Source organism: Micromonospora sp. URMC 106, assembly GCF_051386395.1.
Classification (GTDB): domain Bacteria; phylum Actinomycetota; class Actinomycetes; order Mycobacteriales; family Micromonosporaceae; genus Micromonospora.
In genome coordinates this window covers 1-16,357 of record NZ_JBPQTP010000139.1, presented here as the reverse complement: position 1 = coordinate 16,357, position 16,357 = coordinate 1, and the positions used below count along the sequence as shown (strand labels likewise).

The following is a 16,357-nucleotide window of genomic DNA, read 5'->3' as shown; positions in this document are numbered from 1 at the left end:
GGCCCGCGCGACCGGGGGCGTGGCGCGGGTGCCGGCGGGGGAGGGCGCGGGTGGCGGCGTACCGGAGAAGGCGTCGAGGGCCCGGCGGCGGGCGACGCCGGCGCCCGAGCCCGCGCCGGAACTGGACGACGCGGAGCTGCGCGGCGCGCTGGAGGCGATCCTGCTGGTGGTGGACGAGCCGGTCAGCGAGCTGACCCTCGCCCAGGTGCTGGAGCAGCCCGCCGAGCGGATCGGCCCGATGCTGGACGAGATCGCCGCGGGCTACACCGCCGCCGGGCACGGCTTCGAGCTGCGCCGGGCCGCGGGTGGCTGGCGTCTCTACACCCGGCCGGAATACGCGACCTACGTGGAACGGTTCGTGCTTGACGGGCAGTCCGTACGGCTGACCCAGGCCGCGCTGGAGACACTCGCCGTGGTCGCCTACAAGCAGCCGGTCACCCGGTCGCGGATCTCCGCCATCCGGGGTGTCAACTGCGACGGGGTGATCCGTACCCTGGTCTCCCGCGGGCTGGTGGAGGAGTGCGGCACCGAACCGGACAGCGGGGCGTTCCTCTACCGGACCACCACGATGTTCCTGGAGAAGCTCGGGCTGAACAGCGTCGACGACCTCCCGCCGCTGGCCCCGTTCCTTCCCGACGACGTAGAAGAGCTTGCCGATGCCACGCGATGACCGCACACCCCGCCCCGACGCGCCCGTCTTCGAGGGGGCCGAGCGCCTCCAGAAGGTGCTGGCCGCCGCCGGCGTCGGCTCCCGGCGCGCCTGCGAGGACCTGATCTTCCGCCGCCGGGTCACCGTCAACGGGCGGGTCGCCCAGCTCGGCGACAAGGTCGACCCGGCCACCGCCGTCATCCACGTCGACGGCGAGCGCCTCGTCGCCGACACCCGCCTGGTCTACCTGGCCATGAACAAGCCCCGCGGGGTCGTCTCCACGATGGCGGACGAGAAGGGGCGCACCGCGCTCGCCGACTTCCTCGGCAACCGGGTGGAGCAGCGGGTCTACCACGTCGGCCGGCTCGACGCCGACAGCGAGGGTCTGCTGCTGCTCACCAACGACGGCACCCTCGCGCACAAGCTCATGCACCCGTCGTACGGGGTGCAGAAGACCTATCTCTGCGAGGTGTCCGGGCCGATCCCGCGCAACCTCGGCAAGCGGCTGACGGCCGGCGTGGAGCTGGAGGACGGCCCCGCGAAGGTCGACTCCTTCCGGGTGGTGGACACGCTGGGACGGACCGCCCAGGTGGAGCTGACCCTGCACGAGGGGCGCAAGCACATCGTCCGGCGGCTGCTCGCCGAGGTCGGCCACCCGGTGAGCCGGCTGGTGCGTACCGCCATCGGGCCGATCCGGCTGGGCGACCTGCGCGCCGGGCGCACCCGGCGGCTGACCAACGCGGAGGTCGCCGCCCTGTTCAAGGCCGTGGGTGACTGACCGCCGGGTTCGGGGGTACGGCTGCCGGTAGGCTCCGTGACGGCCCGGCGGCCGGCGGCGACCCGCGCGGCGCCGGGCATCATTGAGAACGTTTGGACAACCGCTCGCGGGACGCGATGGGCGTCTCGTGAGGTACGGGCTGAGGAGGACAACGGTGGAGGAAAACGTACGGGCCGGGCGCTGCGTGGTCGCTGTGGACGGGCCGTCCGGTTCGGGTAAGTCCACCGTCTCCCGGCGGCTCGCCGTCGGCCTCGGTGCCCGCTACCTGGACACCGGCGCCATGTACCGGGCCATCACCTGGGCGGTGCTGCGCTCCGGCGTCGACCTGACCGACGCCGAGTCGGTGGCGAAGGTCGCCGGCGAGGTGGACCTGCGCATCGGCACCGATCCGAAGGGATACGGCGTGACCGCCGACGGCGTGAACGTCGACGCCGAGATCCGCGGCCCGGAGGTGACCGGGGCGGTCTCCGCCGTGGCCGCCGTGCCGGCCGTGCGCGCGCTGCTGGTCACCCGGCAGCGCGAGATGATCGCGAACGCCGGCCGCATCGTGGTCGAGGGCCGCGACATCGGGTCCGTGGTGGCGCCGGACGCCGACCTGAAGGTCTACCTCACCGCCTCCGAGGCGGCCCGGGCCGCCCGGCGCAGCGCCGAGGACGCCACCGACGTGGCGGCCACCGCCGCCGACCTGGCCCGGCGGGACCGGCTCGACTCGACCCGCAAGGCCGACCCGCTGACCCAGGCCGCCGACGCCGTGGTGCTGGACACGACCGAGCTGGGCATCGACGAGGTCGTCGAGCGGCTGCGCGGCCTGCTGACCGAACGGGGAGTGGCATGACCGACGCCGACGGTTGGGTGGAACTGCGGGAACCGGACCTCGACACGGAGGAACCGACCGGCCCGCAGCCGGTCGTGGCCGTGGTCGGCCGTCCCAACGTGGGCAAGTCGACCCTGGTCAACCGCATCATCGGCCGCCGGCAGGCGGTCGTCGAGGACATCCCCGGGGTGACCCGGGACCGCGTCCCGTACGACGCGCAGTGGGCCGGCCGGCAGTTCACCGTGGTGGACACCGGCGGGTGGGAACCCGACGCCAAGGACCGGGCGGCCGCGATCGCGGCGCAGGCCGAGGCGGCGGTCGCCACCGCCGACGTGGTGCTGTTCGTCGTGGACGCGATGGTCGGCTCGACCGATGTTGACGAGGCGGCGGTGCGGATGCTGCGCCGCAGCGCCAAGCCGGTGATCCTGGTCGCCAACAAGGCCGACAACACCTCCATCGAGATGGAGGCCACCTCGCTGTGGTCGCTCGGCCTCGGCGAGCCGTACCCGGTCTCGGCGCTGCACGGCCGCGGCTCGGGCGAGCTGCTCGACGCCATCATGGACGCGCTGCCGGAGGCCCCGAAGATCGTCGAGAACCGCCCGCGCGGGCCGCGCCGGGTGGCCCTCGTCGGCCGGCCGAACGTCGGCAAGTCCAGCCTGCTGAACCGTTTCTCGGGGGAGGAGCGGGCGGTCGTCGACTCGGTCGCCGGCACCACCGTGGACCCGGTCGACAGCCTGGTCGAGATCGGCGGCGAGACCTGGCAGCTGGTCGACACGGCGGGCCTGCGCAAGCGGGTGGGCAAGGCCAGCGGCACCGAGTACTACGCCAGCCTGCGCACCGCCTCGGCGATCGAGGCCGCCGAGGTGGCCGTGGTGCTGCTCGACGCCAGCGAGGTCATCAGCGAGCAGGACCAGCGGATCCTGTCCATGGTCACCGAGACCGGGCGGGCGCTGGTGATCGCCTTCAACAAGTGGGACCTGGTCGACGGTGACCGCCGGTACTACCTGGACAAGGAGATCGAGCGCGAGCTGCGCCGCATCCCGTGGGCGATCCGGCTCAACCTGTCGGCGCGGACGGGCCGGGCGGTGGACAAGCTCGCGCCGGCGCTGCGCAAGGCCCTGGCGAGCTGGGAGACCCGGGTGCCGACCGCGCAGCTCAACTCGTGGCTGACCGCGCTGGTGCAGGCCACCCCGCACCCGGTGCGCGGCGGCCGGGCGCCGAAGATCCTCTTCGCCACCCAGGCGGGCGTGGCCCCGCCGCGTTTCGTGCTGTTCACCACCGCTCCGCTGGACGCGGGCTACCAGCGCTTCGTCGAGCGCAAGCTGCGCGAGGAGTTCGGCTTCGAGGGCAGCCCGATCGAGATCTCGGTACGCCCCCGCAAGAAGCTCGGCCCCGGCGGCCGCGGCAAGGCCCACGGCTGACCCTGGCCCGACGATGCCGGGTGGGAGCCCCGCTCCCACCCGGCATTTTTCGTGCCCACCGCCTTACCTATCCTCCTAGGACGCCGTAGGGATGGTGGGGTGCGCGACGCGCTCGCGGTACCGGAGGGGCCAGTGCGGACGAGGAGATGATCCTGCGCTAAGCTGTACCGGCTACCGCGGGGGAAACCGCGCGAGGGCATCGGGACGTGGCGCAGCTTGGTAGCGCACTTGACTGGGGGTCAAGGGGTCGTCGGTTCGAATCCGGCCGTCCCGACGCAGGTCAAAGGGCTGATCCAGAATTCGGATCGGCCCTTCTTGGCGTTCTGGGGACCAAGGCCGGTCAAGTTGCCGGTGAGCAGCGCTCCTTGACCGCCGGTCAACTTCCAACGACCGGTCTCTAGTCACAGTCGGTGACACCTGAGCAACTGGAGCGCACTCACATGCCGATGACAGCTCGGGTCCTCATGGCCGCCCGACGGCGGCTTGGCGGCGGCTGGCAGGATCCTTACCGTGAATCTCCAGGACGTGCTCGACAAACAGGTCAACCTCCATGGCGTTCCGGCCGTTGTAGCGGGGCTGTCCGTCGCGGGGACAAGAAGTGTGGCTACTCGCGGGGCGGTCCAGGTGACCTCGGATTCGTGCTTCCGAATCGCGTCGTTGACGAAGACCTTCACCTCCAGTGCGCTCGTTCTGACACTGCGAGAGCACGACGTCCCGCTGAGCACCCCTGCCATCGAGCTGCTTCCAGACCTCGCGCCTGACTGGCGAGCGGATACGAGCCTCACCGTCGAGCAGATCCTCGGGCAGGTCTCGGGGCTGCGCGAGTCCGTGGACTCGAGCACCGTCGCCACTCTGGGGGACGGGCACCACGCGCTCAACGAGGCAGCCCGGCTCGTAGTGCGCGCCGGGAACGAAAAAGAGCCCGGGGCGCACTGGTCCTACTACAACGGCAACTACTTCCTGGCCGGTGCGATCCTCGCGGCCCTCAACGGCGCTTCATACGAGACAGCGTTGAAGAAGAAGCTGCTCGAACCTTGGCACCTCTTCCAAACAGGTTTCGACGCACCGCGCGACTCGATCACCGGGTGGGATGGTCCGACCGAGCTCCCACGAAGCGACTACCCACACTCGCGCCGCCCCAGCGGAGGCTTGTGGTCGTGCCTCTCGGACCTCCTGGCGCTTGGCGAAGGACTGCTCGGCGACCGGGCCCTTCTGCAGGAGATCCGCCGACCGCGCACCACGCCGGACGACCCCATGACATACGGCCTCGGATGGGCGCTTGGCCCTTCGGGCCAGATGTACCTCAACGGGCGCCTGCCCGGATACCGGGCCGCAATGCTACTGGTTCCCGACAAGGACTACGTGAGCGTTGTCCTCACCAACCAGCAGCGCGCGCTCCCCGCCGTGGCAAGAGTCCTCAGCGACATGCAGCAGAACCTGACTGGGGACGACCTCGCAACAGCCATTGACCGCTTCGCAGCCTGAAATGCACTCACATGCCGCGATGCGCGCCCCTGTCGCGGAACCGTGAGGGCCTCCGCGACTCCTCTTGAGGATCATGTCGGGCATCAGGTGGGACGTGAGCGTCAAGCAGTCCCGTGACAGGACACGTCGGCTGCTGGCGTGCCGAGTCCCAGCTGATGCTTGACGTTTCCGTCCCAGTTGATGCCGGACAGGTGGCCTAGGGATATCGAGGGCATCGTAGTGGTGGTGCTTGGCTGGGGGCGGTCTGGGATCCTGGCCGCATGGAGAGTGTGGATCCGGGCGGGCCGCTGAGTGACCTGGAGATCCGGGAGTTGACGCGGTTGCTGGCACGGTTCGCGTCGCACGATTTGGATCAGTGGGAGAACTGGCGTATCGACACCTCGTATGGTCCGGTGTTCATGTCGGTCAGCCGGAAGTTGCTGCCGGGCTGGCCGGAGGATGCGTTCACCACGATCTGGCCGATGCCGGGGCACCTGGCCGAGGACGGTCCGAAGGGTTGGACGGTGTGGCGGCAGGACGACAACGGCAATCGGTACGAGGTCTCCGACATGACACCCGGGCGGAGGCGGATGTAACCGCCGCAGTGATGGTGACACGAGGTCACAAGCAGACCTATTGGCTCGCCCGATCGGCCTGAGCCCCGACGCCGGCGGCCAAGTTCGGCGGCGGCTCTCGCGAGCGCTTTGGCGGATTGCCTTGCGCGCAGTTGACAGCTCCCTTTGCTTGCTATCCGCCACGGACGACGCCCTGCGCCGATGCCGCCGTGCCACGGCGACGCCCAGCGCAAGGACGACCAGCAGGGGCAAGGCAAGCCATGCGAGGCGAGTCCCGGCCACACTTGCAGGGTAGCGGCGTCAGTCCATGAACGGGGCTCGGACGAACTGCCAGCGTGCCCGACCCGTGCCCGATCTGGCGGTCGACACCGGTCAGCAGCGGCACCCACACGGCCTCAAACCTCGCCGCTCCATCCTTCCCCGACCACTCTCACGCCTGCTCACTCCGGTCGGCCAAATCGGCGGCTCAGGTCGGCCAACGCGCCTTACACACTGACGATGCTCACTCAGTCGGATTGCTCTGCTGTGCGTAGCGGAAAGCAAGCCGTCTGATGATGGCTTCGCCCTTGGCTGCTGGTAGCCAGCTGGCGTCCGTATGCGATTCGCTCTCTTCCCACTCGGGGACGTCGGCGGGGTCGTCGCCTCCGATGCCCAGCGACACATTGCTGTGGCGGGCGCGGAAGTAGAAGGGCTCACCGTTCGGCAGAGAGCCTTCCACCTGCACAGGAGCTGCCGCACAGGTCAGATGCGCCTCCCAGCCCTCACTCCCGAGAGTGGCGATGAGCTGGAGCCAGGATCCCACGTGCTCCCGGTGCCACCCCTGGCGCGCAGTCTCCCGATCCATGACCTTTATGGTGCTGCATCGGGACCTGGCTGTGCAGATCGGGGAGCGCGGGCTGAGTGACCAACTGAGTGACGACCGCGACGGACATACACGGACGTGCGGGGATGAGGTCGGACGGTGTTCGCTGCTCAGCGCTCGTCCCATGCCAGCTCACGAGATCGTGTTGGTTGCCTGGGGGCAAGGGGTCGTCGGTTCGAATCCGGCCGTCCCGAGGCGGGTTGAAGGCCATGTGGGATCTTCCGGGTGGCCTTTTCTGATCTTATGCACCCGCGTTGGCGATACGGCTGTCGTAGGGAGCGGTTAGAGCTTCGCGGCTCGACGCACGAGCACGGGTGCCGACACGAGATCGTCTGTCCGTCAGACAGGCTGATCGTGACGAGCCAGGACCTAGCGGGCAACCTGGCTGCCCGCTGGCTGTCCGGAGCGTCAGCCCTCTGAGTGAGCCGTTCCGCCGACGTCCTGGCCGCGTTCACGGAGCCGCCGCTTGCTGTGGCCGACGGCGGCGGAGTGCCGCGCAGGTCCTGAGACCCGACACCTAGCGTCTGGTTGACGGTTGACGTTGGACGAAGCGACGCCGCGAGTCACACCGAGACGGGCAGGGGGTCAGGAGGCTGCGGCGGCCCTCTTGGTGGGGCCGGCCGAGGTGGTGCCGTGGGTGGGGCGGCGGGTCAGGACCTGGGGGCCGGCAGCCGTGATGGCGACCGTGTGTTCGGAGTGGGCGGTGCGGGAGCCGTCGGCGGAGCGGATGGTCCAGCCGTCTTTGTCGAACCTGATCCTGTCGGTGGAGCGGCAGAACCAGGGCTCGATGGCGATGGTGAGGCCGGGCTCGAGTTTCAGGCCCCGGCGGGCACGGCCGTTGTTGGGTACGTGCGGGGCCTCGTGCATAGTGCGGCCGATGCCGTGGCCGCCGAACTCGGCGTTGACGCCGTAGCCGTAGGAGTGGGCGACCTCGCCGATCGCGGCGGAGATGTCGCCGAGGCGGCCGCCGGGCTGGGCGGCGGCGATGCCGGCCTCCAGTGCGACCTCGGTGGCCTCGATCAGCTTCAGGTCGGCCGGGTCGGGGGTGCCGACGATGACGGAGAGCGCGGAGTCGGCGACCCAGCCGTCGATGCCGGCCGCCATGTCGATGCTGAGCAGGTCACCGTCCCGCAGAACGTAGTCGTGCGGCAGACCGTGCAGCACCGCGTCGTTGACCGACAGGCACAGCACGTTGCGGAACGGGCCGCGGCCGAACGAAGGGGCGTAGTCCCAGTAGCAGGATTCGGCGCCGCGTTCGGCGATCCGGCGGCGGGCGTGGTGTTCCAGGTCCATCAGGTTGACGCCGACGGCGGCGACACCGCTGAGCTCGGCGAGCAGTTCGCCGACGAACTGGCCGGCCACCGCCATCCGGTCGATCTCCTCGGCGGACTTGAGCTCGATCACGACAGCCTCCCTCTTTCTGTGCGGTATTTTTATACCACGCTAGGTCGGGATGCTCCGGAGGGCTATCCTGCTGGCATGGTTCGCCAACCACTCACCGCCGAACAGATCGCAGCGGGCCAGCGCCTCGGAGCCGCTCTCCGGGCCGCGCGGGCGGGCCGCAGCCTCGTCGAGGTGGCCCTGGCAGCCGGCATCTCCCCCGAGACGCTGCGCAAGATCGAGGCGGGTCGCCTCCCCGCACCGGCGTTCGGCACTGTGGTCGGTCTCAGCCAGGCCCTCGACGTCCCCCTCAGCGACCTGGCCGACGTCTGGCTGGCCGACATGCCCGTCCGCCAGGCGTCCTAGTCACCAGCCGCCCGGGCGACCCGGCAGGCGTGTGATCGACGTCGGATCGTGGTGGATGACGCCGGGCCAACTCTCGGGTCTCAGGCCGTACGGGAGGCACTCGCTCGGTGGGGGTCGGCACCGGCCGTGGTGAGGCGGTCGTCGCCGTGGTCGCCGTGCCAGTCGAGGATGAGCATGCAGGCGTCGTCGGGCAGGGTGGGTCCGGCGACGTCGAGGACGGCGTCGCCGAGTACGCGGACGACCTCCCTGGGGTGCAGGTCGGCGAGGCCGGGCAGCCGTGCAGGCAGGTCGAGGCGGGCGGCGCCGCGTTCCAGCATGCCGTCGGTGAGCAGGATGAGTCGATCGTCCGGACGCAGCGGGACGTCGGTCGTGCGGTAGATCCCGTCTCGCAGTACGCCGAACGGTGCATCGACCGGTAGCGCGATGGGCTGGACGGTTCCGTCGCGCACCAGGAGCGGGGTGGGGTGACCGGCGTTGACCATGGCCAGCACGCCGGTGCGCAGGTCGAGCCGGCCGAGCAGCCCGGTGGCGAAGGTGAACCCTCCGGGCGGGTTTTGGATCAGCGCCGAGTTCGCGGCCCGGGCCTGCTCGAGGAGTGTGTGGCCGCGACGGCGGGTGTGGCGCAGACTGCCGACGCAGAGCGTTGCGGTCAGGGCGCTGTGCACGCCGTGGCCCACCGCGTCGGTGATGCTCAGGTGCAGCAGGTTGCGCGCGAGGCTGTAGTCGAAGGTGTCTCCGCCGATGCTGGCCGCCGGCTCCAGCCACGCGGAGAGGGTGAACGAGCCGGCCTCGCAGGTGAACGAGGAGGGCAGGAGCCGGCGCTGGATCTCCGCGGCGAGGGTGAACGGGGTGGTCCGCTGACCCCATTCGAAGAGGTCGGTGTGCCGCCGGGCGGCGATCACCACGAACGCCAGCGCGTGTGCGGCCCGGGAGATCTCGGCCAGGGCCTCGTCGTCCGGCTCGGCCGGCAAGGCGATCTCCAGCAGTCCGATGGCCTCGCCGCGTTGCGTGACGGGCGCCATCACGACGTGATGACCACCGCTCGAACGGACCTGCACGCGCTGGGAGCGCAGTGCCTGTTCCTGCGGCCCGCCGTCGAAGGGCAGCACGGTGGCGACGTCCTGGTCCTGCCGGCGTCTGCCGGGCCGGTCTGCGAGGGGAACGTCGTGGGTCAGGCGTACGAGGGCCCGGCCGCTCATGTCCGCGACGAGGAACGACACCCACAGCGCCCCGAGGTCGACGCCGATGCCCCGGGTCACCGCCTCCACCGCGTCGACGGGGGCGGCGTCCTCGACGGCGCGCAGCACGTTGCCCAGGTCCACGCCGCTCCACCGCTTCCCGTTCACACGCCAGAGCATAGGCCGACGGAGATGCCGGGCCGTGCGGCGCGGGCTACGCCGGCGCCCGGCTGTCCGGCGCGGGCTAACGCCGGCGCCCGGCCGTCCGGCGGGGGCTACGCCGGCCCCTGGACTGCGCCCGGGCTCAGCGCCGCCCGGACGCAGGTCAGAGGGCGGCCGGCCCGGTGTCCCCGGAGGCCGACCATCCCACCAGGACGACGGGAGCAACGAGGACGTCGCCCGGGGCGGTCGTCACCTCGTGGCCCTTCGGCGTCGCCGGCGGGCGTGGGCGATCACGCGGACGCCCGAGTGAACGGTTCCATCCGCTCGACCCACTGCGCCCGCCAGGCCGGCGGCTCCCAGGGCTCCCCGAAGTAGATGCGTTCGCGGACGACCTTTCCGTCGCGGAACTCCATGATCCCGACGGCCATCATGGGTCGGTCGTCGTACCGGATGGTGTACTCGTTGACCCACAGATCCCCGCAGCCGGTGGTCCGGTGCAACTGGAACTCCTGGCGGGCGGGGTAGCTGGACCTGAAGGCGGTGATGTTCGCCTTGCCGCGGATGCGCTCGCGGCCCTGGGGCCACTCCAGCACCGCGTCGTCGGCGTAGATCTCGGAGGCGCGGGCGATGTCGTCGCCCGGCCCGCCGCCGGGTGCGCTGACGTTCGAGGCGTCGAAGTGGGCTTTGATCATCGCCCGTGCCGCGGTCTCGTCCATTGCCCAACCTTCCGTCCGAACGGAGGTCTGCGTGGTGGCCTGCGCATCTGGACGCTATCACCGGCCGTTGGCCGCCCGGTGCGGTACGCCGCCGATGCCCTCGCCGGCGGACCTGTGCGCCGCCGGGTGGCGGCGCGCCCGACCTGCCCTGACGCGGATCCGCCAACCTGGGGGTCAGCCGCCGCCGGGTGGGGCGCCGGCTGCCTCGACGGTCGGTGCGGACGCCGCCTGCGCGAGCGCGGTCCGGATGACATCGCGCAGCGGCCCGTCGGGGTGGTCGGTCCAGTGCTGGACGGCGACGCGCAGGCCGGCCAGGAAGGTCGCCGCCAGCACCCGGGAGCGCAGTTCCGGTTCGGGGCCGGCCAGCCGGTGTGCGAACTCGTCGGCGAGGTCGCGCTCGATGGTGGTGTACGCCGCGATCTGCTGGGCGACGAGTCCCGGGTGCCCCCGCAACTGGCGGCGGCGGACCAGCCAGGAGGGCGGGGTGTCGCCGTACGCCTCGTCGGCGAGCTGCTCGGCGGCGCGGCCCAGCGCGCGCCACGGGGGCGCGTCGGGCGGCTGCTGGCGGACCAGTTCCAGCAGCCGGCGCAGCCGTACGGCGTCGCCGTGGAAGATCGCCTCCTCCTTGCTGGAGAAGTAGTTGGAGAACGTGCGGCGGGACACGTTCGCGGCGTCGGCGATCGCCTCGACGGTGACGCGGTCGAGCCCGTGCTCGGTGGCCAGGCGCAGGGCCGCCTCGTGCAGGGCGAGGCGGGTCGCCGCCTTCTTGCGCTCCCGTAGCCCGGTGGACTCCTCCATGCCGACAGCCTAGTCGCGGCGTGATCCGTTTCTCATCGCGCAAACTTGCACACTGGGCAAGATCGGCAGATGCTTGTGTGCGGCAACCATCTGCGATGTGGGGGGAACGGTGGACGGCACCGCTCGTCAACTCGGCACCAGGCTGCACGAACTCGTCCGCACCGTACGGCTGATCCGGCGCCGCCGGGCCGACGTCCGGCCGCTCGTGCCGCTCGGCCTGGCCGGCATGCTCATGCAGATCGACCAGCTTCCCCCCGGCTGCCACGCGCGGGAGCTCGCCGCCCGCACCGGCCTGGACCCGTCGACCATCAGCCGCGCCATCGCCTCGCTCGTCGGGCTCGGCCTGGTCGAGCGGCGCGCCGACCCGACCGACATGCGGGCCAGGGTCCTGGCCGTCACCCCCGACGGCCGGGCCGCCCTCACCGAGATCTTCGACTGGTACGGCGGGGTGCTCGACCGGGCGCTCGCCGACTGGACGCCCGACGAGATGGCGGCGCTGAGCACGGCCATCGGCCGGTTCACCCGCGACATCGAGACCGCCCTCGGACACCACGACAACCTGGAGGCCGCGCGATGAGCGCACCCACCACGACGACCGGCGACACGCCGATGACCCATCGGCAGACGCTCGAGGCGCTCAGCGGCCTGCTGCTGGTGTTGTTCGTCGCCATGCTGAGCGGCACCGTCGTCTCGACGGCGCTGCCGAAGATCATCGGTGCGCTGAACGGGTCGCAGACCCAGTACACGTGGGTGGTCACCGCCACCCTGCTCACCGCGACCGCGACCACCCCGATCTGGGGCAAGCTCGCCGACCTGTTCAACAAGAAGCTGCTGGTGCAGGTCGCCATCGTGGTCTTCCTGGTCGGCTCGGTGCTCGCCGGCTTCGCGCAGACCGCCGGCCAGCTCATCGCCGCCCGCGCGTTCCAGGGCATCGGGGTCGGCGGCCTCCAGGCGCTCGTCCAGGTCGCCATCGCGGCGATGATCCCGCCGCGCGAGCGGGGCCGCTACAACGGCTACCTCGGCGGCGTGATGGCGGTGGCGACGGTCGGCGGCCCGCTGCTGGGCGGCCTCATCGTCGACACGTCCTGGCTCGGCTGGCGCTGGTGCTTCTTCGTCGGCGTGCCCGTCGCCGTCATCGCGCTGATCCTGCTCCAGGTCACCCTGCACCTGCCGACGGCCCGCCGCGACAACGTGAAGATCGACTACCTGGGCGCGACCCTGATCGCCGCCGGGGTCAGCGTGCTGCTCATCTGGATCTCCTTCGTCGACGACTCGTTCGCCTGGCTGTCCTGGCAGACCGCGGCGATGGTGGGCGGCGCGGCCGTCCTGCTCGCCCTGGCCGTCCGGGTGGAGGCGCGGGCGCAGGAGCCGGTGGTCCCGCTCGGGCTGGTCCGGCAGCGCACCACCGCCCTGGCCATCCTCGGCAGCCTGGCGGTCGGCATGGCCATGTTCGGCGGCGCCGTCTTCCTCGGCCAGTACTTCCAGATCGGCCGCGGCTACAGCCCGACGGAGGCCGGGCTGCTCACCATCCCGATGATGGCCGGCGTCCTCGGCTCGTCGATCGTCGCCGGTCGACTGATCACGAAGACGGGCAGGATCAAGCCGTACATCGTGTTCGGGGCGGTCGTGCTCGTCATCGGGTTCGCCCTGCTCGGCACGATAGACCACGAGACGTCGCTGGTGCTGCTCGGCGCCGCCATGTTCGTCGTCGGTGTCGGGGTCGGCATGACCATGCAGAACCTCGTCCTGGCCGTGCAGAACACCGTCTCTCTCAAGGACATCGGCGCGGCCAGCTCCACCGTGGCCTTCTTCCGCTCACTCGGCGGCACCATCGGGGTGTCGGTGCTCGGCGCGGTCCTCGCCCGTCAGGTCACCGACCGGATCACCACCGACCTCGCCGCCGCGGGCATCCCCGCCTCCGGTGGGGGGTCCGGCAGCCTCAACGTCGACGCCATGCCGGCCGTGGTCCAGCAGATCGTGCGGGCCGCGTACGGCGACGCCACCGGCCACATCTTCCTCATCTCCGCGGCCATCGCCGTCGTCGGCGTCGTCGCCGCGGCGCTGCTCAAGCCGGTCACCCTGCGTACCAGCCTGGACCTGCCGGACGCCGCCACCGCGGCTGCCGTCGCCGCCGACGCCGTCGACGGCGCTCCCGCCTTCGACCAGGTGGACGGGGACGCCGTGGCGAGAAAGGCGTCGGCGCGCCGCTGAGGCCCATCCCACGCGACCGCTGACCTGACGCATCCGGCGCGCGACCCACGGGGCCGCCACCGTCCGTCGAGACGGTGGCGGCCCCGGTCGCGTCCGCGGGCGGTGGCCGGTGCGCGCGGTCCGGCGAGCCCCCGACACGGCCCGCGCGGACGGCGCAAACGCGATCGGGGAGGGACGGTGGCCCGTCCCTCCCCGATCTCGACCGTGCCGTTCAGGACAGGAACTTGTCCAGCGCGGCCTCGATGGTGCCGGTGTCCGGCGACGCGTACGCCTTCATGGTGTTCTTGTTGTACGAGATGAAGCTCGGGCACCGGTTCGCCGGGGCGCTCACGGTGCCGCCGTCGCCGATCTTCTCGCCGGTCTTCGCGGCGTAGAACGTCAGCGTGTAGCGCGACGAGACGTAGTCGATGGTGACCTGCTTGTCCGAGCTGTCCTTGTACTGGCACTTCTTGGGCGCGCCCTCGCTGCCCTCCACGAACTTCAGGCAGCCGACGACCGACACCGTCTCGAAGTCGGCGCTCTTGGCGTAGTACGGCTTGTTCGAGGCGATCGACTTCGACGACCAGAACGTCAGCCGGTCGGGGTTGTTCGAGAAGACGTACGCCTTGGCGCCGGACGGGCCCGAGTAGGGCGCCGCGTTCAGGATCTGGCTGCCCTCGCAGACGTCGCCGAGGTCGCTGGAGTAGCGGGCGGTCACCGCGTTGTTGTTGTTGGGCTCGGGCTCGGGCTCGCCCGGGGTGGGGGAGGCGTCCGTGCCCGGGTTGCTGCTGGTGGTGTTCGGGGTGGCGGACGCGACCGGGGTGGGATCGTCGTCGTCGTTGTTGACGAGGACGAAGCCGACTCCGGCGCCGCAGAGCACGAGCAGGATCACCACGGCGGCCGCGGACAGGCCGATGATCAGGCCCTTGTTCGACTTCTGCGGCGGCGGGACGGGGGCCCCGAACTGCGGTGGCTGCCCTGGCTGGCCGTATCCGGGATACCCGCTCTGCGGGGCCGGCGGCCCGCTCCACGGGGTGACGTTCGGATCCGGCTGCCCTCCGTATGGAGGGTGACTGTCGGTCATCTGAAGCCCTTATCGCTGTCGACGTGTGCCCAGGCACGGGGATCAAGCAACAGGGTAGTGAGCGCTCCAAATCGCGACAGTTGCCGGCGAGCGGGCCGACGCCCGGTCGTCGGTCCCGGAATCCCGGACGGTAACGCTGCGTGCAGAAGTCGACTTCCGTGCGTCAATGGAGTCGGCGGTGGCCCGGAGGTGTCGGAGACGCGGATCCGGGCCGCGGAGCGCGAATCGGCCCGCGTGCCGCGCGCGTACGCGGCGCTGCGGCGGACGGGTTCGCTGAGGTGACGCAGATCACTCGTCCCGTTGGCCCGCGATGTGGACGCCGCCACCGTGCCGGCGTCGCGAGCTGTCGTCCACGAGGTGGGCCGGGGCCGCACCGCCGGCTGGGTGCCGGCGAGCCCGGCGGCGAGGGCGAGGGGGTCGCCGCGAGCGATCAGTGGAATCGCTCTCGCGTGAGGCGTTCACGTCGGTCACGCAAGACATTCACGTCAAAATTCGTCAACATCGTCCTCATACTGTGAACACCAAGGAAATATACCAACGTAAATATGGTGGCTAAGGTTCTCTCATCGTCCACCGCCTCCCGGGTGCGCCACGAGCCGCCCGCAGGCCACGACAGTAGGAGGACCGGGAGATGACACTCCCTCGCACTCAGCGGCGTATGCTCGCCGGCGCCGTCGGCGTGCTCGCCGGCGCCGCCATGGTCACCGCCATGATCGGCGCTCCGGCGACAGCCGCCCCGGCGACCGGCGAGATCCGCAGCGCCGGCGGCGCGACGGCCGTGACCGGCAGCTACATCGTGGTGCTCAAGGACAGCGGCGTCGGTGGTCGCGCCGGCACCCGGCAGGCCGAGGTGCGCAGCGCCGCCGGCTCGCTGGCCGCGCGGTTCGGCGGGACGGTGGGGCACGTCTACGGCGACGCGCTCAACGGCTTCGAGGTGCGGCTGTCGGAGCGGGCCGCCAAGCGTCTCGCCGCGCACCCCGCCGTCGACTACGTCGAGCAGAACCACACGGTGACGATGGCGGCCACCCAGAGCAACCCGCCGTGGGGCCTCGACCGCATCGACCAGCGGGCCCTGCCGCTGAGCCGCTCGTACACCTACAACAGCAGCGGCACCGGCGTCACCGCGTACGTCATCGACACGGGCATCCGGACCACCCACGTCGACTTCGCCGGCCAGGCCGTCGACGGCTTCGACGCGATCGACAACGCGCTGCCGGCCACCGACTGCAACGGCCACGGCACCCACGTCGCGGGCACCGTCGGCGGCAACACGTACGGCGTCGCGAAGAACGTCCGGCTGGTGGGCGTCCGGGTGCTGAACTGCCAGGGCAGCGGCACCTGGGCGCAGGTCATCGCCGGCATCAACTGGGTGACCTCGAACCACCAGGCGGGTCAGCCGGCGGTGGCGAACATGAGCCTCGGCGGCTCCTACAACGCGTCCCTGAACACGGCGGTGGCGAACTCGATCGCCGACGGCATCACCTACGCCGTGGCCTCCGGCAACTCGAACGCCAACGCCTGCAACTTCTCGCCGGCCTCCGTCCCGACGGCGCTGACCGTCAACGCCTCGCAGAGCAACGACGCGCGGGCCTCGTTCTCCAACTGGGGCACCTGCACCGACCTCTTCGCCCCCGGCGTCGGCGTCCTGTCGGCGTGGTCCACCAGCGACACCGCCACCTCGTCCATCAGCGGCACCTCGATGGCCTCGCCGCACGTCGCGGGCGCGGCCGCCCGGGTGCTCAGCGTCAACCCGAGCTGGACGCCCGCCCAGGTCCACTCGTACCTGGTCAGCCAGGCCACGCCCAACGTGATCACCAACCCGGGCACCGGCTCGCCGAACCGGCTGCTCTACCTCGCGCCGACCTTCTGATCCGACGCCGTCACCGCGCCGGCCCCGAGGCGGAACGCCCTGTCTCTTAT

16 protein-coding genes and 1 tRNA gene are annotated in these 16,357 nt (G+C 71.0%); 11 read left to right on the top strand and 6 right to left on the bottom strand.

The annotated features are described in order from the left end of the window. From scpB to ACSNOB_RS28710, 7 genes are all read left to right on the top strand, one after another. The coding region (gene scpB / locus ACSNOB_RS28740; protein ID WP_436690160.1) for an SMC-Scp complex subunit ScpB at nt 1-670 on the top strand (670 nt) is incomplete at its 5' end. Further along, entirely contained in the window at nt 657-1,427 is a 771-nt protein-coding gene (locus tag ACSNOB_RS28735) for a pseudouridine synthase (RefSeq protein ID WP_436690158.1), read from the top strand. The genes scpB and ACSNOB_RS28735, both read left to right, overlap by 14 nt. 154 nt (nt 1,428-1,581) lie before the next feature. Next, nucleotides 1,582-2,262 (top strand): (d)CMP kinase, encoded by a 681-nt coding sequence (gene cmk / locus ACSNOB_RS28730; protein ID WP_436690156.1) that lies wholly within the window; start codon nt 1,582-1,584, stop codon nt 2,260-2,262. Then, nucleotides 2,259-3,662 (top strand): ribosome biogenesis GTPase Der, encoded by a 1,404-nt coding sequence (gene der, locus ACSNOB_RS28725; RefSeq protein ID WP_436690154.1) that lies wholly within the window; start codon nt 2,259-2,261, stop codon nt 3,660-3,662. The genes cmk and der overlap by 4 nt, the downstream gene beginning before the upstream one ends. Nucleotides 3,663-3,862: 200 nt before the next feature. Next, nucleotides 3,863-3,936, top strand: a tRNA-Pro gene (locus ACSNOB_RS28720). Between the two features lie 236 nt (nt 3,937-4,172). Beyond that, nucleotides 4,173-5,147 (top strand): serine hydrolase domain-containing protein, encoded by a 975-nt coding sequence (locus ACSNOB_RS28715; RefSeq protein WP_436690152.1) that lies wholly within the window; start codon nt 4,173-4,175, stop codon nt 5,145-5,147. Between the two features lie 260 nt (nt 5,148-5,407). Beyond that, on the top strand, nt 5,408-5,722 hold the full coding sequence (locus ACSNOB_RS28710; protein WP_436690150.1) for a hypothetical protein: 315 nt from the start codon (nt 5,408-5,410) through the stop codon (nt 5,720-5,722). Between the two features lie 481 nt (nt 5,723-6,203). On the opposite strand, the gene ACSNOB_RS28705 is transcribed toward ACSNOB_RS28710, so the two are convergent. Together ACSNOB_RS28705 and map are read right to left on the bottom strand one after the other, a co-directional pair. After that, nucleotides 6,204-6,545, bottom strand: a complete 342-nt coding sequence (locus ACSNOB_RS28705; protein ID WP_436690148.1) for a hypothetical protein — start codon at nt 6,543-6,545, stop codon at nt 6,204-6,206. A 603-nt stretch (nt 6,546-7,148) separates the two neighbouring features. Further along, nucleotides 7,149-7,967, bottom strand: a complete 819-nt coding sequence (map, locus tag ACSNOB_RS28700) for a type I methionyl aminopeptidase (protein WP_436690146.1) — start codon at nt 7,965-7,967, stop codon at nt 7,149-7,151. Between the two features lie 75 nt (nt 7,968-8,042). On the opposite strand from map, the gene ACSNOB_RS28695 reads away from it, so the two are divergent. Further along, on the top strand, nt 8,043-8,309 hold the full coding sequence (locus tag ACSNOB_RS28695; protein ID WP_436690144.1) for a helix-turn-helix domain-containing protein: 267 nt from the start codon (nt 8,043-8,045) through the stop codon (nt 8,307-8,309). Between the two features lie 80 nt (nt 8,310-8,389). Here ACSNOB_RS28695 and ACSNOB_RS28690 read toward each other — a convergent pair whose 3' ends face one another. The 3 genes from ACSNOB_RS28690 to ACSNOB_RS28680 all read right to left on the bottom strand — a co-directional run bounded on the left by ACSNOB_RS28690 (nt 8,390) and on the right by ACSNOB_RS28680 (nt 11,163). Further along, entirely contained in the window at nt 8,390-9,655 is a 1,266-nt protein-coding gene (locus ACSNOB_RS28690; RefSeq protein WP_436690142.1) for a PP2C family protein-serine/threonine phosphatase, read from the bottom strand. 284 nt (nt 9,656-9,939) lie between these two features. Beyond that, nucleotides 9,940-10,365 carry a nuclear transport factor 2 family protein gene (locus tag ACSNOB_RS28685; RefSeq protein ID WP_436690140.1) on the bottom strand — a complete coding sequence of 142 codons (426 nt, stop codon included), beginning with the start codon at nt 10,363-10,365 and terminating at the stop codon, nt 9,940-9,942. A gap of 174 nt (nt 10,366-10,539) precedes the next feature. Then, a complete protein-coding gene (locus ACSNOB_RS28680; RefSeq protein ID WP_436690138.1) occupies nt 10,540-11,163 on the bottom strand; it encodes a TetR/AcrR family transcriptional regulator in 624 nt (207 codons plus the stop codon). Between the two features lie 97 nt (nt 11,164-11,260). On the opposite strand from ACSNOB_RS28680, the gene ACSNOB_RS28675 reads away from it, so the two are divergent. Together ACSNOB_RS28675 and ACSNOB_RS28670 are read left to right on the top strand one after the other, a co-directional pair. Beyond that, nucleotides 11,261-11,740 carry a MarR family winged helix-turn-helix transcriptional regulator gene (locus tag ACSNOB_RS28675; protein ID WP_436690136.1) on the top strand — a complete coding sequence of 160 codons (480 nt, stop codon included), beginning with the start codon at nt 11,261-11,263 and terminating at the stop codon, nt 11,738-11,740. After that, a complete protein-coding gene (locus tag ACSNOB_RS28670) occupies nt 11,737-13,374 on the top strand; it encodes an MDR family MFS transporter (protein ID WP_436690134.1) in 1,638 nt (545 codons plus the stop codon). The genes ACSNOB_RS28675 and ACSNOB_RS28670 overlap by 4 nt, the downstream gene beginning before the upstream one ends. Nucleotides 13,375-13,585: 211 nt before the next feature. On the opposite strand, the gene ACSNOB_RS28665 is transcribed toward ACSNOB_RS28670, so the two are convergent. Then, nucleotides 13,586-14,437 carry a hypothetical protein gene (locus ACSNOB_RS28665; protein ID WP_436690132.1) on the bottom strand — a complete coding sequence of 284 codons (852 nt, stop codon included), beginning with the start codon at nt 14,435-14,437 and terminating at the stop codon, nt 13,586-13,588. 631 nt (nt 14,438-15,068) lie between these two features. Here ACSNOB_RS28665 and ACSNOB_RS28660 point away from each other — a divergent pair. Then, complete coding sequence (locus ACSNOB_RS28660; protein WP_436690130.1) at nt 15,069-16,307, top strand: S8 family peptidase; 1,239 nt, start codon at nt 15,069-15,071, stop codon at nt 16,305-16,307. Nucleotides 16,308-16,357 lie beyond the last annotated feature (50 nt).